This is a genomic window from Flavobacterium sp. (assembly GCF_043756175.1).
In the GTDB taxonomy this organism is placed as follows: Bacteria; Bacteroidota; Bacteroidia; order Flavobacteriales; family Flavobacteriaceae; genus Flavobacterium.
This window is the reverse complement of sequence record NZ_JAYURN010000003.1, coordinates 1-21484: the sequence shown is the minus strand read 5'-3', so window position 1 is coordinate 21484 and position 21484 is coordinate 1. Positions and strand designations below refer to the sequence as shown.

The window sequence follows — 21484 nt, the reverse complement described above, 5'->3', positions numbered from 1 at the left end:
AAGGTATCATAACATAATTTTGTAAATGAAATAACTGTTTCTGAACCTCCTTTTATGTATTTTTTATTTAAATAATTTTGGGTTTCAGAATCTAATTTTGCCCCATACGGCGGATTACCAATAATCACATCAAAACCACCATTGGCAAATACTTTAGGAAATGCGGTTTGCCAGTTAAAGGCTTTTTCGCCAGCTATGGCAACATCGTCAATTAAAGAATTTCCGCATTGTATGTTATTGTTCAGGTCGTTTAGTTTGCGGTTGGGTTGTGCCGTACGCAACCAAAGAGATAGTTTGGCGATTTCTACACTTTCCTCGTTAAGGTCAACTCCAAAGAGGTTGTTTTCGAGAATGCTTTTTTCAATATCACTTAATACCAACGCATCGCCAAATAGTTTGGCTTGTAGTTCGTCGATATATCTGTGTTCTTGTATCAGAAAATCTAACGCTTGGTTCAGGAACGCGCCGCTACCACAGGCTGGGTCGCAAATGGTTATTTGTAGCAACCAGTTTCGGTACGTGGTAAGTTTTTCTAATAGTGGTTGTTTGGTGGTTTTGGTTCGTTTTTTGTCGGTATAATAATCTTCCTCGATAATATTTATTTCGGCTTTTTTATCCATACACAATTTACCAATTGTATTGTCAACTATATATTTTGTAATGTATTTTGGTGTGTAAAAAACGCCGTCTTTTTTTCGTTTGGTAGTTGCTTTGTCAATACTTCCGCCTTCGAGTTGTGTTTTTACTTCGTCTAATTCGTTTAATGAATTTTCGAAAATATGACCGAGAATATTTACATCAACTTCACTCTGAAAATCGTAATTGCTTAATTTTTGGGTGTGTTTGTAAAGCAGCTCGTCATCAATTTTTATGGTATCTAAAATTTCGTCAGACTGAAACAATCCGCCATTGTAAGCAAATATTTGGTGTTCCTCTTTTTGCGAAGCGATGGTTTCTGAAAAAGCGGGTAAAGTTACTTTTGCACCTTTGTTCAGGTCGTTAAAATAGATTTTGTAACGGTCGTACAGCGAAATATTCATTCGCATTTCTTGTAGTTGTCGCCATTCTTTGTTTATTCTGAAAATAAGATTGGTTGGCAACAAGTTTCGGTCTTCGGCAAAGAAAATAAACAGAAATCGGTCTAATAGTTTTTGTGATTTTTGGAATAATTCTAAAGCATCGAAACCAGGATTTTGTTGTACTAAATCTTGGTGCAATTCTCTTTTAAATAACGAATAATCAGTATATAATGCTTTGGTAATGTCTTTTTCTTTGCTTACCGATTGTTCTTTGAGTTTCTTGGGAATATCATTTGCAATGTTGTCGTAAGCCAAACACAAATAGAGTAATTCGAATTCCTTTTCGGTTAGATTGAAAAGGTTAAACTCGATATGTTCGGTAGCATTATCGATATAAAAACGCAGCTTTTCGAAGTTTGAAGTGATGACATAAACGCAATCGGGTTGGTTGTTTTTGTAGCCAAAGGCTTGTGTTTCGATTTTGTTTAAATCGGTGGTGTTTGTTCCTTTTAGTTCGATAACGGCTTTTACTTGCTCGCTTATGATTATTGCGCCGTCCGCTTTTTTGCTGTCTTTTACGTTTTTGTATTCGGTAGTTAGTGTAAAGTTTGGCGTTGGATTTTTAGTATATCCTAAAACATTAACAAACAAATCGATTAGAAACTCGCCTTGGTATTGTTCTTCTTTGCTACTGCGAATATTTTCTTGAATGGCTGGATTGTGAAAATGGTTTTTGAAAATAGTCCATTGTGCAACCAGTTTGGTTTTATCTTGACTTTGTAATTGTTTTGTAACTACTGAATTTTGAAATAAAGGCATAAAGGGAAATGTTTTTTGAAAGTACCAAGATACTAAAAAAGCGAGTTGTGCGAATCAAGGGTTGAAATAAAACACTAATATTCCTTGAATCAAACCTGACAGGTTTTTAAAACCTGTCAGGTCTATGTTGAGAACCAAAAAGTTGTAGCAAAATAAAAACCCAACTGTATAAGTTGGGTTTTTATTTTGATTATTTTTTTATCTTATTTGAAAGCTGGAATTCCAGTAATATCCATACCTGTGATAAGTAAGTGAATATCGTGAGTTCCTTCGTAAGTAATTACAGATTCTAGATTCATCATGTGACGCATGATTGAATATTCTCCAGTAATTCCCATTCCTCCTAGGATTTGACGTGCTTCACGAGCAATATTTATTGCCATATCCACATTATTTCTTTTTGCCATCGAGATTTGAGCAGTTGTTGCTCTTCCTTCATTTCTTAAAACTCCCAAACGCCATGTTAGTAATTGCGCTTTGGTAATTTCGGTAATCATTTCAGCTAATTTCTTTTGTTGTAATTGTGTCCCAGCGATAGGTTTGTCAAACTGAATACGTTCTTTTGCATAACGCAAAGCGGTGTCGTAACAATCCATTGCTGCTCCAATTGCTCCCCATGCGATACCATAACGAGCTGAATCAAGACAGCCAAGTGGCGCGCCTAATCCAGATTTGTTTGGTAGTAAGTTTGCTTTAGGCACTTTTACATTATCAAATATTAACTCTCCAGTTGCCGATGCACGTAGTGACCATTTGTTATGTGTTTCTGGAGTAGAAAACCCTTCCATTCCCCTTTCTACAAGCAATCCGTGAATTCTTCCTTCTTCATTTTTTGCCCAAACTACTGCAACATCTGCAAAAGGCGCATTCGAAATCCACATTTTAGCACCATTTAGTAAATAATGGTCACCCATGTCTTTAAAGTTGGTAATCATACTTCCTGGATCAGAACCGTAATTTGGTTCGGTCAAACCGAAACAACCGATGAATTCTCCAGTAGCTAATTTTGGTAAAAAACGGATTCTTTGCTCTTCGTTTCCGTATTTCCAAATTGGATACATTACTAATGAAGATTGAACTGATGAGGTAGAACGAACACCTGAATCACCACGCTCAATTTCTTGCATAATTAATCCGTAAGAAATTTGGTCTAATCCAGCTCCACCATATTCAACGGGGATATAAGGACCGAAACCACCGATTTCGCCCAAACCTTTTACAATTTGTTTAGGAAATTCAGCACGTTGTGCGTAATCTTCAATAATTGGAGATACTTCTTTCTTAACCCATGCACGTGCAGCATCACGGACTAATTTATGTTCGTCAGACAATAAGTCGTCTAATAAGTAATAATCAGGAGATTGGAATAAATCTGGTTTCATCTTAATGGTTTTTTAAATCGATGCAAATTTACATAAAGATATGTAACAAATCAACGAACAAATGTTATAATTTTTAATTTGAGAATAGATGCTTTTTGAAGTGTTAATTATTCAAAAAATCTTTAACCAATTCGTAAGCGTCTACTTTTGCGACATCTAAATCATAATTTTTGATGATTTTATCGAATTGAGGTGCTGTCGCTAATTCGACAGATGCTTTTGCGATACGCATATTTATTTTTTCTTCACTTTCGGTAGAACGTTTTTTGAGACGAATTTTCAACTCATCGATACTTGGTGGTTTTACAAAAACGGCTAATGTTTCTTGTTGAAATTTCGATTTTATTCGCAAACCGCCAGAAACATCAATATCGAAAATTACATTTTTTCCTTTTGCCCAAATGCGTTCGACTTCGCTTTTTAGTGTTCCGTAAAAATTATCACGATATACTTCTTCCCATTCTACAAATTCTTCGGCTTTGATGTGTTTTTTGAACTCTTCGAGAGAAATAAAATAATAATCTTTCCCATTTACTTCTTCGCCTCTGGCTTCACGAGTCGTACACGAAACAGAAAATTCTAAGTTTAAATCTTCTTGTTTTAATAAATGTCTGACGATGGTTGTTTTTCCTGAGCCGGATGGTGCTGAGAATACGAGTAATTTGCCTTTGTTCATTGTAATATTTTTTATTTACTATCTATTGAAAATAAAGTGTTTTAGCTTGATTAATATTTATTATTTCATCGAAAGGAATTTCTAAAAAATAATCCAATTGCCATTTTTGTGTTTTTTGAGCCTGTTTGTTTTCTGTTTTGTCCCAAGGAGGATAAACTCGAATGGCTCTCTTTCCTTCTTTTTTGTCTGAAACAATTCCTTTTTCTATTAAAACTGATTTTGGAAATACAAATTGACCAAATCGTTTTTCTGTTTTTACATTTATTACAAATAAATCGATAGTATCAGTAATTTCGAAAGGTTTAATAGGATCTTTTTCTTTTGCCCGTTTCCATATAGTTACAAATTGACCAACTTTGGTTGGCGTAATTTTTGCTTGACGAAACAAAATTTTTAGATTATTAATCTCAAATCGATGTGCAGCGTATTCTGCACTTTCTTTTTCGATTTCAATATTTGATAATTCAAAACCGCATAGATCGTAAAGTGAGTTTTTGGTATCAATTAAAATGGAGTTCATATAAATAAAAATCTTTTATCTATTTGTCTAAAGCACATTCAAAACCTGTTCTTTAATTTTCTCCAGCTCATCTTTCATCATCACAACCAATTTTTGCATTCCAGCATGGTTAGATTTAGAACCCAATGTGTTTATTTCTCTTCCCATTTCTTGGGTAATGAATCCTAATTTTCTTCCGTTAGCTTCGCTTCCGTTGATTGTTTCAAGAAAATAATCCAAATGGTTGTTTAGGCGAACACGTTCTTCAGTCACATCCAGTTTTTCTAGATAATAAATAAGCTCTTGCTCGAATCTATTTTCATCGACATTTACTTTTAGTTCCGTGATGGCAGTTTGTAATTTGTCTTTAATGTTCTGAATTCTCTCAGGATCTAATGCAATAGCTTCACTTAAATACTGACGAATATTTGCTATTCGTAACGAAAATTCTTTTTCTAACGATAATCCTTCCGCTTGACGAAAATTTAAGATGTTATTTAATGCTTCAACGATTACTTTCTGAATTTCTTTCCATTCGTTTTCGTCTATTTCATCACGTTCTGTTTTTAAAGCATCGGGCATTCTAACCGCCATTTTCATGAGTTCGGTTTCATCAGCATCAGCTAAAATAGCGCGCATTTGGCTGATGTATGCTTTTACGATTGGCGCGTTTACTTTGGTCGATGTTTCCTCACCAGTAACTTCGATATACAACGAAAAATCGATTTTTCCTCGTTCCAATTGTTGGGCGATTTGGTTGCGTAAACCCAATTCCATCTCACGGTACACTGATGGCATTCTTGTATTTAAATCTAAACCTTTACTGTTTAAAGATTTTACTTCGACTGTTATTTTTTTGGTTGGTAATTGCAAAGACGCTTTCCCAAAACCCGTCATGGATTGTATCATATGTTTTTATAAAGGTGTAAATATAAGAAAAAGGCTTTTGAAATGCGAATTTGAAATATTAAGCCACAGATTCAGTAACTTTAATACATGACAAAAAAAACTATTACACAGAGATTCACGAAGATTTCACACAAAGATGCACAAACAAAAAATCCGTGACAATCCGTTTTATCAGCGTCATCTGCGTGCCGTTTTTTTAATTAGTAATGGGTTATTTTTTCTGGGTTACTAAATAAACTCCCGAAAAAATCAATACAGCCGAGCCTATTTTTAGTATATTCAATTCGTCTTTTCCTAATCCAATAGCAAAAATAGTGGCAAATAAAGGTTGTAAATAAATGAAAACTGCTACTGTTGTAGGTTTGAGTTCTTTCATAGATAGCAAATTCAATAAATAGGTTAAAAATGTCGAAAACAAAACGACAAAACCTATTTTCCAAAAAATATCGATAGGAAGAATAGACCAATTTACAGCTTGAAATTCAGTATATCCGAAAGGTAAAACCATTAGAAATCCAAATAAATAAATCCATTTCACAAAAGAAAATGCGTTATATTTATCCATGAGTTTTTTAACGATAATAAGATAAAATCCGTAGGAAACAGCGTTGATAAAAACCAATAAATTTCCCAAACCTGCTTTTGGCGCATTATTCATCGACTTTCCATACAAAATAAGAAATAATGTTCCTGCCAATCCTAAGATGATGCCTAGAATTTTTCTAGTTTTCATTCTTTCTTTTATCAAAATAGCTGACAAAACAAGGACAATCATAGGCGTTGTAACCATGATTACGGCTCCCATAATAGGCGAGGTGTAACTTAAACCTTTAAAAAAAGTAAGCATATTGAGTGCTACACCAAAAAAAGCAGCAGCTATAATTCTAGGAAAATCAACTTTCTCGATTTTTTCTGTTTTAATAAATAAAGAAATAATCCAAAAGAGCAAAGTTGTTCCGCCAACACGAAGTAAAATAAAGCCAAAAGCATCTATATGTTTTGGCATCACATCTTTAGCAATGGTAAAAGTCACACCGTATATTATAGAAACGATTGTGGCGCCTATGAGTGCGAGATTTCTTTTAGACACTTGTCATAGCTTTTGTTAACTTTAGAATGTTGGGTTGGGTATTACCAATATAAATTTCATTATTAAGAATAACAACTGGACGACTCAAAAAAGTGTAATGTTCTAAAAGATATTTTTCATAATCATCTTCAGTTAGATTTTTGTTTTTTAAATCCATCGATTTATACAATTGCGCTTTCTTACTAAAAAGCGCTTCGTAACTTCCTGAAAGTTGGTGCATTTCTTTAAGATCTGCTTCCGAAATGGGATTCTGACGAATATCAACATAGGTTAATTTATTCGCATTAGGTAAATTTTTTATAATTTTTCGGCACGTGTCGCAAGAAGCGAGATAATATATTTTATCCATTATTTTGAGTCTTTATCAAATTCATTTGCAAAAATACGGTTTTCATCAAAATAGATTCAATTTAAATGCAATCGAAGTGCAGATATTAATTTTTCTCAGTATTTTTGAATAAACTTTATAAGAAATGAGTGTTTTTACAAAAGAAATTTCCATTCGTTGGTCAGATTTAGACCCGAATTTTCATATGCGTCATAGTGTGTTTTATGATTTTGGTGCCCAGCACCGTATTGAGATTCTAGAGCAACAGGGCGTAACGATGAAAATCATGCAACAACAGCATTTTGGACCAATAATCTTTCGAGAAGAATGTGTATTCCGAAAAGAAATTCGTTTGGGCGATACAATTTTAATCAGTACCAAAGTTGGAAAGCTAAAAGAAGACGCTTCCCGATGGACCATTATTCACGAGTTTAGGAATGATGAAGGAGCAATTTGTGCAACCTTAACTATTGACGGTGCTTGGATGGACACTCATTTGAGAAAACTGGCGCAACCAACACCACCAATTGTTCAGCAGGTCATGAATTCATTTCCGAAAACTGAAGATTTTATAATTTTATAAATAAAGCCAATGCAAGTAACTTTCGAAATTAACAAAACCAGCAGAAATCTATTATTGCAATTTCTCGAAAATCATTCTTTAGAACAATTAAATAAAATCCCTGAAGGATTTAGCAACAACTTAATCTGGAACATTGGTCATATTGTTGTTGTACAGCAAATGTTAGTGTATAAATTATCAGGTTTACCTATGATGATTTCGGAGGAAATGGTAGATACTTTCAAAAAAGGAACAAAACCAGAAAGAGAAATTACGCAAGAAGAAGTTGATGAGATAAAAATGCTTTTGTTTTCAACATTAGAACAAACAAAAGAAGATTTTGCAAACGACATTTTCGATGAATATATGGAATTTACCACAGGTGTTGGATTTACGGTAAAAAGCGCAAAAGCCGCCATGGAATTCAATAATTACCACGAAGCTTTGCATACAGGAATTATCATGCAGATTAAGAAATTTATTTAGGAGCTAATCCCGCTTTACACTTCAATCTTTTTCTTTTTAAAGGAAAAAGAAAAAGGATTTCCGTTTCAATCGGGGCTAAAAAATAGTTAAACTTCATAATTTTCCTAAGAATAAAAAGTAAATTTGCATCTCAAAAATAAATCAAAATGAAATTCAATACAAAAGTTATACACGGTGGTCAGCACCATGATACAAGTACAGGAGCAGTTATGCCTCCCGTTTATCAAACATCAACCTTTGTGCAAACAAGTCCAGGGCAACCATTAAATCCTGAATACGAATATTCTCGTGCTGCAAATCCAACACGATCTGCGCTAGAAAATGCTTTAGCAAGTATCGAAAACGGAACACGCGGATTGGCTTTTTCTTCAGGATTAGCCGCTACAGATTGTGTTTTGCGTTCGTTTAAAGCCGGTGACGAAATCATTGCTATGGACGATTTGTATGGAGGAACGTACAGAATGTTTACTCGTATTTATGCAAATTCAGGAATCAAATTCCATTTTGTAGATATGAATGATTTGGCAAAATTCGAATCATTAATCAACGAAAACACGAAGTTAGTTTGGGTAGAAACACCAACCAATCCATTAATGAAAATTGCTGATATTGCCGAAATAGCAAAAATCACAAAAAAGCATAAAATACTTTTTGCAGTCGATAATACTTTTGCAACACCATATTTGCAAAAACCTTTAGATTTAGGAGCAGATATCGTGATGCATTCGGCAACTAAATATTTAGGCGGACATTCTGATGTTATTGCAGGTGCATTAATCGTAAAAGATGAGGAACTGGGAAGTCAGTTGCATTTTCAGCAATTTGCAACAGGAGCAACATTGGGACCAATGGATAGTTTCTTGGTTCTTAGAGGAATTAAAACATTACATCTTCGTGTGCAACGTCATTGTGAAAACGGAGTAAAAATTGCCGAATTTTTGTTAAATCATCCAAAAGTAGAGCGTGTTTATTATCCAGGATTGCCTTCGCATCCGTATCATGACATTGCAAAAAAGCAAATGATTGGTGGTTTTGGCGGTATGGTAACTTTTACATTCAAATCAGGTAAAAAAGAAGATGCTATTTCGTTTTTAGAAAAAGTAAAAGTGTTTACATTGGCTGAATCTCTTGGTGGTGTCGAATCATTGGCAAATCATCCAGCGCTTATGACACACGCTTCAATACCAGAAGATAAAAGAAAAGAAATAGGAATTACGGACGATTTAGTAAGACTAAGCGTTGGAGTAGAAGATGCTGAAGATTTAATTGAAGATTTAAAACAAGCATTGTTATAAAAACAGTTCTATTGTAAATTCAAAAAATACCGAGATTTAAAAACCTCGGTATTTTTTTTGCATAAAAAAACCCTTTTGTTTAGAAAGGGTAGATTAGGGTTTGTGATTTTTATTTAGTTTCTTAGAACTAATGTTTCTTTAGACCATTTTTTTACTTCGGCAACGCGACTATCTCTATAATCAACTTCGCTTAATGTGTTTTGATTCCAAAAAAACCATTTGCCAGTTTTGATGCCATTATTATATTCGCCTTGAGCTAATTTTTCACCAGCTTCTGTAAATGACAACCATTTCCCTTGAACTTTACCATCTTTGTAAAATCCGACTTGTTTTACGTGGCCGTTTTCATAGAAAGAAGTAGCTTTTATTAAATTACCTTCAATTTCATATTTTGGTTCAATTTCTTGAGCAAAAATTACTCCTGATAAAATCAACGCACTCATTATCATATAATTTTTCATAGCTTTTGTCTTTAGGGTTAAACAATTACATTACGAATGTATAAAATATATTTACAATAAAAAAACTTTTACTTAACAATTTAGTAACATTGATAAAAACTTAACATTGGAAATGATTTTTTTAAAATAGTTTTGATTTAAGGATATAAAAAAACCATCAAAAATTTAATTTTGATGGTTTAGACATTTATTTATTAATCTGAATGAGACAGCTTATTTAGAGCGACTACGAGATTGTTTTATTGAATTAAACTTACACCATTTACAACAGTCCAAGCACCAGTTGCAATTGTTGCGCCATTTGCTGTAGTACTAATTGTATAGTTTGCTGGAGCAAATGATGGACTAACTGTACCAGCTCCTGCGTATTGAGAAGTACCATCATTAATTTTTACATCAAGTAATTTAATTTTACCACTATTTACTTGATCAGTATTTGTAGTAGCATCTTGAATACGTACTGCTGTAGCTCCTGATGTTGTATATCCAGAAATTACAATATTAGTATATTCTCCGTTTCCTTGTTTTTTGAATTGTATTGCATCGTATTCAGCTGCTGAAGTACCACCTTCGGTAACTGTTCCTGCAGCTCTTTTTAATGTAATGTTTGAAACTTTTGGAAAAAATGTGTTGTTAACCGATTTCGCTTCGATTTCCATACCAAAATTTCCAGTTCCTACTTGGTAAGCGTACCAGTTTGTACTGTTTTGACCTTTCCAACCATCTTGCCAGTCAAAAGAGTCATCAGAATTTCCGTAAGAAATAGAACTTTTCAGACTTACTGTTCCTCCGTAAAATTCGTAACCATCATCTGCTCCTTTATAAGAAACTAGATTTTCTAATATAGTACCAGAACCTACAGAATAGAATGAGAAACCATTCATTTCGCTTGTTCCGTCAGTAATTTTTTTACCAGCATATTCTACACGAACATATCTTAAAGTTCCACCATTATGTGTTTCATTTGTTCCACCATAAGGTAATGCTAATCCGTCTTCTGAAGTTGCAGTTGTAACACCAGCAGCACCTACGATTGGAGCGTCTCCATACATGATTATTCCACCCCAAGAGCCAGGTGTGCTTGAAACTTCTGTACAAACAATAGGTTCTGCAGCAGTACCATTCATAATTAATTTTCCTCCGTTTAATACCACAATTGCATCAACACCACTTGTAACATCAGCAGTAATTGTAGATCCGGCATCGAAAGTTAGTGTTACTCCGCTTTGAATTTTTACAATACCTTTTAGAGTATAGCTTCCTTTTATAAAAGTTTTGCTTGAAGTTTGATCACCTGTAATTTCTCCGCTACCTACTGGAGTTATTGGAGTGACAATTTCTTCATCACTTGATGTGCATCCTGTAAAGATTAAGCTTAAAAAAGCTAAACTAAATACTAATTTTTTCATTGTGTTTGTTTTAATTTATCTGATACAAATTTATGTTGAAGCTTTTCAATTTGTGTTATGATAGTATTATAGTATGGTTATGATAAAAAAAAGCAATTGTAAATACAATGTTAATTAAAATAGTAAAAGCGGTCAAAATGACCGCTTTTACTATATTTAAGTTTTGTTTTTTTAAAAAGTGTATCCGATGTTTAAAGAAAATCCAGTTCCTTTTTTGTATTGTTTTAGCACTAAATCTGTTTCGGTGATATTTACTTTACTTTCGTTTCCTAATTCTCTTTTGAAATAAGGGTTTAAAATATTATCTATTGAAAATTTTGCTTCAATGTTTTTAGATAATTTGCTTGACCATACAAAATCTAATTTGCTGAATGGTTTTTCGTAAATGTGATCTAATCCTGCTGTACCTACTGCATATATTCTTTTTCCGGATATTCCATACACAACGGAAATGGTGTTTTTCATATCTTCATTAAACTGAAAATCATATTTTAAATCAGAATTAACCAACCAACTAGAAGCGCCTTGTAAATCTCTTTTAGAATTATTTTCTAAAGGGTTTTTAATCAAATCGACGTTTACATTTGTTTTCATTAATGAAGTATTGAAACCCCATGAAAAATTATTTAATAAAGAACTTATTTTGTTTAGTTGTAATAAAATTTCTAATTCCGCTCCAAAAAGTGTCGCTTGTTTAGAGTTTTGGTAAGTAGTTATTTGTCCACCACTACTGGCTGTTGGAATAAATACTCTTTCTATTGGATTTGTAATTTGTTTTCCAAAAACACCTAAAGCTATCATTTCTTTTGAATTAGGAAATAATTCATATTTTAAATCAAAATTTAAGTTATCACTGTTTTCGATATTAGGATTTCCTAATTCGACAGTTCCGTCAGGATTCACATATTGTATAGGTAAAACCTCGATTGATATTGGTTTTGTGATTGTTTTTGATGATGCAAAACGAATGTTGTTTTTCTCGTTAAGCAAGTATTTAACATTTAACGAAGGTAATATGTCTAACTTTTCTTTGGTCAATTTTCGGTATTTATCAGTAAATGAATCTCCAATATCTCTATACTTAATTTCGCGAATTGAACTTTCAATTCTTGCTCCTGCATTTATTTCCCATTTATCGGTAAAATTGAAAAAGACGTTAGCATAACCAGCATTAACGGTTTGGTGTAGTTTCGATTTGTAATCGCCTGTAGATTCTTCTGTGAATTTTAATAAACCAGAATTTACATCGGCTGCAATGTTACTGTTAATCTCATTAATATTTACAATAAAAGAAGTTGCTATGATTGGTTTTCCAAAAACAAAACGGTACGAAGAAATTTCTTCGTTATTAATGCCATTGTATCCTATCGATATCTTTTTCAACTTATTGTTTTCGTTTAGTTTTAGGTTATATTCAAACATTCCTGAAAAATATCTGTCGCCCGATACATCAAGAAATTGACGAATTAAATTGTTTCCACCGTAAGTGGTTTTTATATCGGTATCATTTATTTTTTCGCCTGTTATAAATTTTCTGTCAGGTTGCCCGAATGCTGTTTTTACATAAGAAAAACCTCCTTTAACGCTGTGTTTTCCGTCTTCGGTAATATCGTAATTGGCTAAAATTTGGTTGTTCCAATATTTAGATTCTTCAAATTGGTTTCCTCTTATTAGTATATTTGGGTTTGTAGATAAACTATTGGTATAGCCCAACTGGTCTTCTATCATGCTAGATGTAGATCGCAATAAAAATGAGTTTAATGCCATGCCAAATCTTTTTGATTTGTAGCGTAAGCCAACTAATCCTGAAAAACTAGTAGTATAGTTATAGTTTGTTACATTTAAATTATTGTCATAGTTACCTTGGCCTTGGTTAAATGTCCTTACAATCCCATCTCTAATTTGGTATTTATTATCTCCATTGAAAGAGAAAATATAATTTAAGCTTCTTTCGTTATTTAAGCTAAATTTTTCTGCGTGCAAAAAGCTCAAACTACTATTTATTGGACTTGTTGTCTTAGTAGTGTTCCAAGAATTTTGTTTTGCGGATTCCTCGTATTGCACAGTAGATAGTTTTACTCCTGATGGCACATTGCCAAATGCAGAAGGAAGCTTTCGGTCTTTTCCTAAAAATCCTAAAAATCCTTGTGTAGTATTTGCATCTTCAGAAATTAGAAAATCTTCATTATTATTACCGGTTGTGTAACCAAAACCAGTGCTTAATTTTGTAATACTCGTTCTTGGTTGTGCAGTTTCGATGTTTATGGTTGCTCCAGCAAAATCTCCCGAAATATTAGGATTGAAAGTTTTATAAACATTTAAAACCCCAACAATATCTGTTGGAAACAAATCTAACGGGATTATTTTTTTGAAAGGACTATTAGAAGGTGCTTGCAAGTCGTTGATTAATAAATTGTTATATCGCTCTTCTAATCCGCGTACAAAAAGTCCACGAGATTCAACCTTGCTAATACCTGTAATTTTTGTCAATCCAGATTCAACCGTACTAATCCCTTTTCTTGACATTTCTTGTGCACCAATACTTTGCTTTATTTCGACTGCTTTTTTCTGATCAAGCAACAAGGCTGTTTCTTTTTCGCGACTTGTTGTTGCTTTTATAACTACATCTTCCATTGTTACGCTACCAGAACCAATGCTTTGACTTATTGTTTTTTTCTCATTATCAGAAATGCTAAATAAGACTGATTTCGAGTCATAACCAATAAAACTAAAAATAATTTCGTAATTCCCACTAGGAACATCAATAGTATACGCTCCATTTATATCAGTAGTTGTTCCTCCCGATAATCCTTTTATAATAACGTTAGCAAAAGGAAGCGGTTCATCTCTCAGATCTTTATCATAAACAAAACCAGATACAGTTCCGTTTTGAGCAAAAACGCAAGTAGTAATTAGAAGAAGTAAAAATGTAATAGAAAATTTCATCGTAGTTGTATTTTTATTTTTTTGCAAAGGAAACGCTATTAAGTAAAGTATGTGTTATTCAAACATTACGATTTTGTTTTGTACGTGTTAATTTAATGTTACTATATTAAATTTGTGTAATCTTGATTTTTTTAGTTTAAAATATATTTACATTTACATTAAAAAAAAAGCTAATTTTCAATATGAAAAAGAAAGAAATAAGAATTTTACTTGTAGATGATGAGCCAGATGTATTAGAAATTGTTGGTTATAACTTATCGCAAGAAGGATATCAAATTTTTACCGCCGAAAACGGAAAAGAAGCAGTTCAGAGTGCAAAAAAACACAACCCACATCTTATTATAATGGATGTTATGATGCCAGAGATGGACGGAATGGAAGCTTGCGAAATTATTAGAAAAGTACCAGAATTAAACAATATTATTATCACTTTTCTTACAGCTAGGAACGAAGATTATTCGCAAGTAGCGGGTTTTGATGCGGGTGCCGATGACTATATTGCCAAGCCCATAAAACCAAAATTATTAGTAAGTAAGGTAAAAGCATTATTAAGGAGATTAAAAGACGAAGAAGGCTCGAAAAGTGAAACACTTAATGTAGGAGAAATCGAAATAAATAGAGAAGAATACAAAATAATAAAAGACGGGGTTGAAATTGTTTTACCTCGAAAAGAATTTGAACTATTTTATTTGTTAGCCTCAAAACCGGGAAAAGTTTTCAAAAGAGAAGAAATACTAGATAAAGTTTGGGGAACCGAAGTCGTGGTGGGCGGAAGAACTATCGATGTACACATCAGAAAATTACGAGAAAAAATTGGCGACGAATATTTTAAAACCACAAAAGGAATAGGTTATAAATTTGAGATATAATGAATTTTAATTTCAAAAAAACATATAAATTTGCTTTAGTATCAGCATTATATATAACCCTTTTTGCTACAGGATTTGTTTGTTTGTTAGGTTACTTTTTTGTAAAGTTTGAAACTAATAATTTAATTTTAATTACTTTAATTTTTAGTATTTCAATCTATGTTTTTGCTCTTTTTATGATGCAGTATCGTACGGAAAAATTTATTTATCAAAGGGTTAAAAAATTATACGAAGAGATTTCTTTCTTAGACACAAATTCGATGCTAAATCGGCCTATAAATAGTGATTTATCTCAAATTACTACTCAAGTACAACAATTTGCAACCGAAAAGAAACGAGAAATAGAAACGTTAAATGATCGTGAAGAGTTTAGAAGAGAGTTTTTAGGGAATGTTTCGCACGAACTAAAAACACCATTATTTACTGTTCAAGGATATATTTCGACTTTGTTAGACGGTGCGATGAAAGATAAAGTTATTCGTAAAAAATATCTAGAACGTGCCGAAAAAGGAGTAGAGCGACTCATTTATATTGTAGAAGATTTAGATACAATTGCAAAATTAGAAATATCAGAAGGAAGAATTGAAATGACTAATTTTGATATTATAAACCTAATACAAGGCGTATTTGATTTGCTTGAAATGAAAGCTAACAAAAAAGAAATAATGCTCTCTTTCGATTCTAAATATCATAAGCCTATTATGGTTTTAGGGAATTATGAAAAAATACAACAAGTAGTTACAAATCTGGTTGAGAATTCTATAAAATACGGAAAAATAGGCGGCTCTACCGAAATAGGAGTCGAGGAAGTTATTAGCAGCAAAATCTTAATAAACATAAAAGACAACGGAGAAGGAATCGAGAAACAAAATATTTCACGCCTTTTCGAACGGTTTTATCGTGTAGACAAAAGTGGTGCTCGTTCCGAAGGAGGTTCAGGATTAGGACTAGCCATCGTAAAACACATTATTGAAGCACATAATGAAAGGATATATGTAGAGAGTAAATTCGGTTTTGGTTCCGAATTTTCATTTACACTTCAAAAGGCAATTAACTAAAAGCAAACCCATTGTTTACAAGGGCTAAACCTTCATAATATTAGATTTATATATTCTTAATGTTTAAGTAATATTTCCTTAGCATTACTACTTCATCTTTTCAGCACAAAAAAGTACAACTACAAGATGAAAACGAGAATAACTTTATTCGCATTATTGGTTAACATTTGTGTCAATGCACAGGAAGTTATACAAAGTGAAATTACTAAAGCAGTATTACACGACCTAGATTTAATTAATAAAGTTAAGGCGGATCAAGAAAAAAATACGATAAAAAAACTTTGGTATCAAGGTGTATCTATTAGAGGTTATGCTCTAGTAAGTTACATTGGACTTTTGTCTACAAATGATAAAGTACCTTGTGATCTGTGTCATAAATATTGTGGAACGACCTCGACAGCACCAGATACAAAAGTCAATGACGGATTTTTTATAAGACTTGCTCGTATCATTTTTTCAGGGCTAGTACACCCAAAATGTGTATTTTTATATTCAGCCAGATTTCGCTAGTTCGCTATCTACTGGAGTAAATAATTTTGCACAACTTAGATATGCTTATGTAGATGTATGATTCGATAAAAAGGAAGATATAGAGTAAGAATTGGTCAAAGTAAAATTCCTTATGGTTTCGAAAACTTGCAATCTACTCAAAATCGTTTGGTATTTGATCGTAATGATGTCTTAAATAGTGCTGTTGGAAATTAACGTGATTAAGGTGTGTTTTTCTATTGGGCACCTAGCAAAATTAGATAACGTTTTGCCATGTAAGTAAAAGAAGGTTACAAAGGGTCCGGAGATTATAGCGTTTTTGCCTTTGGAGCTTATAACGGACAAACAGCTAACAAGTCCTAAGCTAATAGGAATTTGCATGTAGTAATAAGAGTTGCTTATCCTATTGCTATTAGAAATCAAATTATTGAGCCCGGAATTCAGGCATACACAGGAAAAATGGGCTTTTGGGAGCGAACTATCAAAAGGAGTAAAGTCGGAAAACAAAGAGAATACTTTAGACCAAAGTGTACCAGTTTCATTGGTAGTTTATCCAAATCTTTCGGAATGCAAGCAGAATATAATATAGGAAGAGGGACAAGATATTATAAATTAACTAATATGGTTGAGGAATCTTATTTAGAAGGCGGTTATTTACTTTAAATTGCAAAGAAAAGAATTGCTTTTTCCTTTTGCAAAGTTTCAATAATATAATGGAAGAAAAAAATTCGAAAAAGATGCTGGAAGTTATGTCGTAAGAGATTATGAACTTTGATTAGAATGGTAACCATTCAAAGTATTTGAACCAATAGCAGAATGGGTTATTTCTGACAGAACTTTTGAAGACAGTGCTTTGAAAGACAATAGTCAAAATGCTAACTTATTAATATTACAAACACAATTTAATTTTTAATATTAATCATAACTTAATTCTTTAAAAAAATGAAAACAAATAAATTAAAATTTTTTGCTTTAAATAAATCTATTCGTATTGAAACCGAAGAAGTAATTGAAGAAATTGTTGTCGAAATGAAAGTAAATTCAAAAGCGGTTGGTTCTGGAACCAATTTAATCTTGGCTTTAAAACATTTAGAACGCATTGGGGAACATTGCACAAATATCGCAGAATCTATTTATTTCGTAATTAATGCAAAAACAATAAAGCACGAAAAAACAAAATTCGAATAATATTTTAACCCTTCCAGAGTTTTAAACTCTGGAAGGGTTATTTTTTTTCAAAAACCTCAAAAAGAACTTTCCAATCTATTCTAGTGTTAAAATCCTTTAATCCTTTGTATAAGCCAACTTTTAAAAGTTTTCCAATTTTAAATTTCTCTTGTTTGCAATAAGGAACCAAACCTTCTTCTTTATATTTTTTAGCCAAATATTCTTGCTCATATTGCCCGGGTGTTGGGATAAAAAATGCTTTCTTTCCCAATTGTGCTAAATCCATCACAGTTGTATAACCAGAACGACACAAAATAAGTTCACTTTCGTTAAAAGAATTTTCAAGTTCTTCGGAATTCATGTAATTATAAAAGGTGATGTTGTTTTTGGTTTCGATAATTTGTTTGGCTTCGATTTTACCTTTTATAAAAATAACTTCACCAACATAATGTTCTAATTCTATGATTAGTTTTTCTTCGAGGAAAGTACGTTGAGGTTCTGGACCAGATAAAATAACCATCAAATCATATTTCTTTTCCAACGGTTTTTTGTGTAATCGACTCAGCGGTCCAATATATTTTACGGTTTTAATATCTTCATCTAAATGACCTAAATTTCCAGTAAGATTAGGGATGGTATTTACATCAGGAACCCAACATTCGTCATATTTCTTTATAATATATTGGTGCATTTTACTCGTAAGCCAAGTAGTGTTTCCTGTCATCACATTGAGTTGGTGTGTGATAAAAACAGATGGAATTTTCTTGTTTCTAACACCCAATCTATTGTCGGAAATTATGCCAGAAATGTTATGTTCTTTTATTATTTTATTGATGCGCTTTTTTTCCGAAAGTATAGCATCTACCATTTTTGGGCTATTGGCTAGCATCTTTAATTTAAAAAACAGACCGTTTTTTGGATATTCAATATGATAAGAAGGTAATTCTATCGATTGAAGATGCGGAAATTCTTTGCGCAAAATATCTAAAGCCACACCATCGGAAGCTAAAATAGGAGTGAAGCCTTCGGTTTCTAATGCTCTAATTATCGGAATGCATCGTGTGGCGTGACCCAAACCCCAATTGAGTGGTGCGACGAGAATATTTTTATTCATTTTTGTAATCTTTCAGAAAAAAAAGGTTTGTAATTACTTTTTTATCACACTAATAAATTGTTCTGCTAATTTAGTTTCATATTCAAAAGTTATGTCATTTTCTTGCAAATATTCAGCAGCAACATGTTTATATAGCTTCCATTTTTTATTGTTATATTCTAAACTCGTTAAGTTTTCTATCCAATCTCCAGAATTTAAATAGGTTGTTTTTCCGTAAGCATTTTCAATCAATTCGATTTTTGGTTCGTGAATATGTCCGCAAATAACATAATCATACTTTTTTTCGATGGCTAAATCTATGCAAATTTTCTCGAAATTAGTGATAAACTTAACAGCTGATTTTACATTGTCTTTAATTTTTTTCGAAAGTGAATACGGTTCTTTATTCATCCTTGCTAAACACCAATTTAAAAATCGATTAATCAGAATTAAAGAATCATATCCCCAAGCGCCTAATTTTGCTAGCCATTTTGCATGATTTATAGAAGCGTCAAAAACATCACCATGAAATATCCATGCTTTTTTTTCATCTAAATCAAGAACTAACTTGTTCAGTAAGCTAATGTTTCCGAGATGAAGATCGGTAAATTTTCTTAAAAATTCATCATGATTTCCAGTCAAATAATATACTTTAGTTCCTTTTGTGCTTAGAGATATTATTTTTTGTATGACTTTTAGATGGGCTTTAGGGAAATAGGATTTTCTAAATTGCCAAATATCTATAATATCGCCATTTAGGACTAGTATTTTGGGTTTAATAGAAGATAAATACTGCAATAATTCTTTTGCATGACAACCAAAAGTTCCTAAATGCACATCGGAAATAACAACAACTTCCAGTTTTCTTTTTTTCAAAATAAAAATATTTTGTACAAAGACAAGAATTTTTCATAATACAAACGTTACCGAAACATTATCATAAGTTTATATCTATTGATTTATATTTTCCTATTTTTGCCAAAATATATAATAAAAGTGGGAAGTAAAAATAAGTTAAAGAGATTTGGGGAAAACGAAACGTTTGGTAATGTTTTTCAGCCCACTCGTGAGGAAGTAGTGTCAGATTTATTTGCATTAAAAGGAAAATGGAATCTAGATTTTTTTAAGAATGACAATCCAATTGTTTTAGAATTAGGTTGTGGAAAAGGAGAATATTCTGTTGGTTTGGCAGCAAAATTCCCAAACAAAAACTTTGTAGGAATAGATATAAAAGGAGCTCGTTTTTGGCGTGGCGCAAAAACTGCGGTAGAAACCGGGCTTCATAATGTAGCTTTTGTCCGCACACAAATAGAATTGATAAACCATATTTTTGCCGAAAACGAAGTAGATGAGATTTGGATTACTTTTCCAGACCCACAAATAAAGTACAAACGGACCAAACATAGAATGACCAATTCGGAGTTTTTACAATTGTACAAAAAGATTCTAAAACCCGACGGAATAATGAATCTAAAAACGGATTCAGAGTTTATGCACGGTTACACTTTGGGATTATTGCATGGCGAAGGGCACGAAGTTTTATACGCCAATCATAATGTATATACAAACGAAGGCGCGCCAGAGGATGTGACTGAAATTCAAACATTTTACGAAAAACAATATTTGGAAATAAACAAATCTATTACGTATATTCGTTTTAAGATTAAATAAATGAACATCATCTCGCCACTTTTTTTGGGTTTTATTACTGCATTAGTTGGGGTTTTTCCACCAGGAATAATCAATATGACAGCCGCTAAAATTAGCACACAAGATGGTAAGAATCGTGCTTTATTGTTTACTGCAGGTGCTTTATTGGTTGTTTTTTTTCAAACGCTCGTAGCTTTAATTTTTGCTAGATATATTGCGGACCATCAGGAAGTAGTTAATTTGCTCCGAGAAATCGGATTTGGTGTTTTTACAATTCTAACCATTTATTTTTTATGGATTGCAAAAAAACCTAAAAAAAAGGAACAAAAAGAATTGAAAATAAAGAGCAAAAAAAGTCGTTTTTTTCTCGGAATGTTTATTTCTACAATCAATTTTTTGCCAGTTCCTTATTATGTTTTTGCTAGTGTTGGTTTCGTGTCATTCGGGTATTTTACTTTCAATTCAATAGCAATATATAGTTTTGTTATAGGTGTTGTTTTGGGCTCTTTGGCTGTTTTTTACGGTTATATTTATTTTTTCAAAAAAATCGAATCTAAAACCGATTATCTTGTTAAAAATATGAATACAATAATAGGATCAGTTACAGGGACTATTGCTATTTTGGCTTTATATCACATTATAAAGTTTTATTTTAAACTTTAAATTATGTCAGAAATAGGAGATAATTTTTTCGAGCGCGTTTATGCTGTTGCAAAACAAATTCCTTGCGGAAAAGTTACTTCTTATGGCGCTATTGCAAAAGTTTTAGGTACATCTCGGTCTGCAAGAATGGTAGGTTGGGCGATGAATGCGGCTCATAATTTGGAAGATGTTCCTGCTCATAGAGTCGTAAACCGCAAAGGTTTACTTACAGGTAAGCATCATTTTGAAGGCACAAATCTCATGCAACAATTATTAGAAAGCGAAGGAATTGTTATAATTAATAATCAGATTCAAGATTTTGATACCGTTTTCTGGGAACCAACGATGAATAAATAAAGTTTATTTATTTGGTTTTACTAAAAAAGCATTTGGGTATTTCTTTTTTAAAGCTTGAAGTTTATTTTCGGCTTCTATCCTAGTTTTATAATTTCCAATCCAAACTTTGTACATAGGTGTACTAAAAACGATTGTGGCATCAGTATTTTTGTTGTCTTTTCTAAAATCAGTCAATGCCTTTTTACTATTTTCGTTATCTCCTGTAAAAATTTGAATTTTAAAACGATTGTTTATCGTTATCGAAGAATTTATTTTTCTTTTTTCGTTCAATAGCTGTT

The 21484-nt window shown here is 32.4% G+C and carries 25 protein-coding genes; 12 read left to right on the top strand and 13 right to left on the bottom strand.

What is annotated here, in order from left to right:
• The 7 genes from ACH2BP_RS00180 to ACH2BP_RS00150 form a co-directional block, all read right to left on the bottom strand.
• The coding region (locus ACH2BP_RS00180) for an Eco57I restriction-modification methylase domain-containing protein (RefSeq protein WP_395055834.1) at positions 1 to 1838 on the bottom strand (1838 nt) is incomplete at its 3' end.
• A gap of 203 nt (positions 1839 to 2041) precedes the next feature.
• Complete coding sequence (locus ACH2BP_RS00175; RefSeq protein ID WP_395055832.1) at positions 2042 to 3220, bottom strand: acyl-CoA dehydrogenase family protein; 1179 nt, start codon at positions 3218 to 3220, stop codon at positions 2042 to 2044.
• A 103-nt stretch (positions 3221 to 3323) separates the two neighbouring features.
• Positions 3324 to 3896, bottom strand: coding sequence for a guanylate kinase (gene gmk / locus ACH2BP_RS00170; RefSeq protein WP_395055830.1), 573 nt, complete (start codon positions 3894 to 3896; stop codon positions 3324 to 3326).
• Between the two features lie 22 nt (positions 3897 to 3918).
• Positions 3919 to 4416 carry a MepB family protein gene (locus ACH2BP_RS00165; RefSeq protein WP_395055828.1) on the bottom strand — a complete coding sequence of 166 codons (498 nt, stop codon included), beginning with the start codon at positions 4414 to 4416 and terminating at the stop codon, positions 3919 to 3921.
• Between the two features lie 27 nt (positions 4417 to 4443).
• Positions 4444 to 5304 (bottom strand): YicC/YloC family endoribonuclease, encoded by an 861-nt coding sequence (locus ACH2BP_RS00160; RefSeq protein ID WP_395055826.1) that lies wholly within the window; start codon positions 5302 to 5304, stop codon positions 4444 to 4446.
• A gap of 211 nt (positions 5305 to 5515) precedes the next feature.
• Positions 5516 to 6394 carry a DMT family transporter gene (locus ACH2BP_RS00155; RefSeq protein WP_395055824.1) on the bottom strand — a complete coding sequence of 293 codons (879 nt, stop codon included), beginning with the start codon at positions 6392 to 6394 and terminating at the stop codon, positions 5516 to 5518.
• Positions 6387 to 6743 carry an arsenate reductase family protein gene (locus ACH2BP_RS00150; RefSeq protein ID WP_395055822.1) on the bottom strand — a complete coding sequence of 119 codons (357 nt, stop codon included), beginning with the start codon at positions 6741 to 6743 and terminating at the stop codon, positions 6387 to 6389. The genes ACH2BP_RS00155 and ACH2BP_RS00150 overlap by 8 nt, the downstream gene beginning before the upstream one ends.
• 124 nt (positions 6744 to 6867) lie before the next feature.
• On the opposite strand from ACH2BP_RS00150, the gene ACH2BP_RS00145 reads away from it, so the two are divergent.
• From ACH2BP_RS00145 to ACH2BP_RS00135, 3 genes are all read left to right on the top strand, one after another.
• The gene (locus ACH2BP_RS00145) at positions 6868 to 7305 is read left to right on the top strand and encodes an acyl-CoA thioesterase (protein ID WP_395055820.1); all 438 of its coding nucleotides are present in this window, start codon (positions 6868 to 6870) and stop codon (positions 7303 to 7305) included.
• 9 nt (positions 7306 to 7314) lie between these two features.
• Positions 7315 to 7770, top strand: a complete 456-nt coding sequence (locus tag ACH2BP_RS00140) for a DinB family protein (RefSeq protein WP_395055818.1) — start codon at positions 7315 to 7317, stop codon at positions 7768 to 7770.
• A 146-nt stretch (positions 7771 to 7916) separates the two neighbouring features.
• Positions 7917 to 9065: a cystathionine gamma-synthase gene (locus tag ACH2BP_RS00135; protein WP_395055816.1), complete on the top strand. Its 1149-nt coding sequence runs from the start codon at positions 7917 to 7919 to the stop codon at positions 9063 to 9065.
• 113 nt (positions 9066 to 9178) lie between these two features.
• On the opposite strand, the gene ACH2BP_RS00130 is transcribed toward ACH2BP_RS00135, so the two are convergent.
• From ACH2BP_RS00130 to ACH2BP_RS00120, 3 genes are all read right to left on the bottom strand, one after another.
• Positions 9179 to 9526, bottom strand: coding sequence for a toxin-antitoxin system YwqK family antitoxin (locus ACH2BP_RS00130; RefSeq protein WP_395055814.1), 348 nt, complete (start codon positions 9524 to 9526; stop codon positions 9179 to 9181).
• Positions 9527 to 9765: 239 nt separating this feature from the next.
• Positions 9766 to 10935: a hypothetical protein gene (locus tag ACH2BP_RS00125; protein WP_395055812.1), complete on the bottom strand. Its 1170-nt coding sequence runs from the start codon at positions 10933 to 10935 to the stop codon at positions 9766 to 9768.
• A 171-nt stretch (positions 10936 to 11106) separates the two neighbouring features.
• Positions 11107 to 13881, bottom strand: coding sequence for an outer membrane beta-barrel protein (locus ACH2BP_RS00120; RefSeq protein WP_395055810.1), 2775 nt, complete (start codon positions 13879 to 13881; stop codon positions 11107 to 11109).
• A 182-nt stretch (positions 13882 to 14063) separates the two neighbouring features.
• Between ACH2BP_RS00120 and ACH2BP_RS00115 the strand changes: the two genes are divergently transcribed.
• The 6 genes from ACH2BP_RS00115 (at position 14064) to ACH2BP_RS00090 (ending at position 17485) form a co-directional block, all read left to right on the top strand.
• Positions 14064 to 14750: a response regulator transcription factor gene (locus ACH2BP_RS00115; RefSeq protein ID WP_395055808.1), complete on the top strand. Its 687-nt coding sequence runs from the start codon at positions 14064 to 14066 to the stop codon at positions 14748 to 14750.
• Positions 14750 to 15808, top strand: a complete 1059-nt coding sequence (locus ACH2BP_RS00110) for a sensor histidine kinase (protein ID WP_395055806.1) — start codon at positions 14750 to 14752, stop codon at positions 15806 to 15808. Before ACH2BP_RS00115 ends, ACH2BP_RS00110 begins: the two co-directional genes overlap by 1 nt.
• A gap of 126 nt (positions 15809 to 15934) precedes the next feature.
• Positions 15935 to 16318, top strand: coding sequence for a hypothetical protein (locus tag ACH2BP_RS00105; protein ID WP_395055804.1), 384 nt, complete (start codon positions 15935 to 15937; stop codon positions 16316 to 16318).
• Positions 16319 to 16408: 90 nt separating this feature from the next.
• Entirely contained in the window at positions 16409 to 16513 is a 105-nt protein-coding gene (locus tag ACH2BP_RS00100) for a hypothetical protein (RefSeq protein ID WP_395055838.1), read from the top strand.
• Between the two features lie 159 nt (positions 16514 to 16672).
• Positions 16673 to 16960: a hypothetical protein gene (locus tag ACH2BP_RS00095; protein WP_395055802.1), complete on the top strand. Its 288-nt coding sequence runs from the start codon at positions 16673 to 16675 to the stop codon at positions 16958 to 16960.
• 279 nt (positions 16961 to 17239) lie between these two features.
• Positions 17240 to 17485, top strand: a complete 246-nt coding sequence (locus tag ACH2BP_RS00090; protein ID WP_395055800.1) for a PhoU domain-containing protein — start codon at positions 17240 to 17242, stop codon at positions 17483 to 17485.
• A gap of 37 nt (positions 17486 to 17522) precedes the next feature.
• Here the strand turns inward: ACH2BP_RS00090 and ACH2BP_RS00085 are convergent, their stop codons facing one another.
• Entirely contained in the window at positions 17523 to 18578 is a 1056-nt protein-coding gene (locus tag ACH2BP_RS00085) for a glycosyltransferase (RefSeq protein WP_395055798.1), read from the bottom strand.
• Positions 18579 to 18611: 33 nt separating this feature from the next.
• The gene (locus ACH2BP_RS00080; protein WP_395055796.1) at positions 18612 to 19433 is read right to left on the bottom strand and encodes a UDP-2,3-diacylglucosamine diphosphatase; all 822 of its coding nucleotides are present in this window, start codon (positions 19431 to 19433) and stop codon (positions 18612 to 18614) included.
• Positions 19434 to 19553: 120 nt separating this feature from the next.
• Between ACH2BP_RS00080 and trmB the strand changes: the two genes are divergently transcribed.
• The 3 genes from trmB to ACH2BP_RS00065 are packed head-to-tail and all read left to right on the top strand — an operon-like array spanning position 19554 to position 21206.
• Positions 19554 to 20228 carry a tRNA (guanosine(46)-N7)-methyltransferase TrmB gene (gene trmB / locus ACH2BP_RS00075; RefSeq protein ID WP_395055836.1) on the top strand — a complete coding sequence of 225 codons (675 nt, stop codon included), beginning with the start codon at positions 19554 to 19556 and terminating at the stop codon, positions 20226 to 20228.
• Positions 20229 to 20870 (top strand): lysine transporter LysE, encoded by a 642-nt coding sequence (locus tag ACH2BP_RS00070; RefSeq protein WP_395055794.1) that lies wholly within the window; start codon positions 20229 to 20231, stop codon positions 20868 to 20870.
• A 3-nt stretch (positions 20871 to 20873) separates the two neighbouring features.
• Positions 20874 to 21206, top strand: coding sequence for an MGMT family protein (locus ACH2BP_RS00065; RefSeq protein ID WP_395055792.1), 333 nt, complete (start codon positions 20874 to 20876; stop codon positions 21204 to 21206).
• 3 nt (positions 21207 to 21209) lie between these two features.
• Here the strand turns inward: ACH2BP_RS00065 and ACH2BP_RS00060 are convergent.
• The coding region (locus tag ACH2BP_RS00060; RefSeq protein ID WP_395055790.1) for an SPOR domain-containing protein at positions 21210 to 21484 on the bottom strand (275 nt) is incomplete at its 5' end.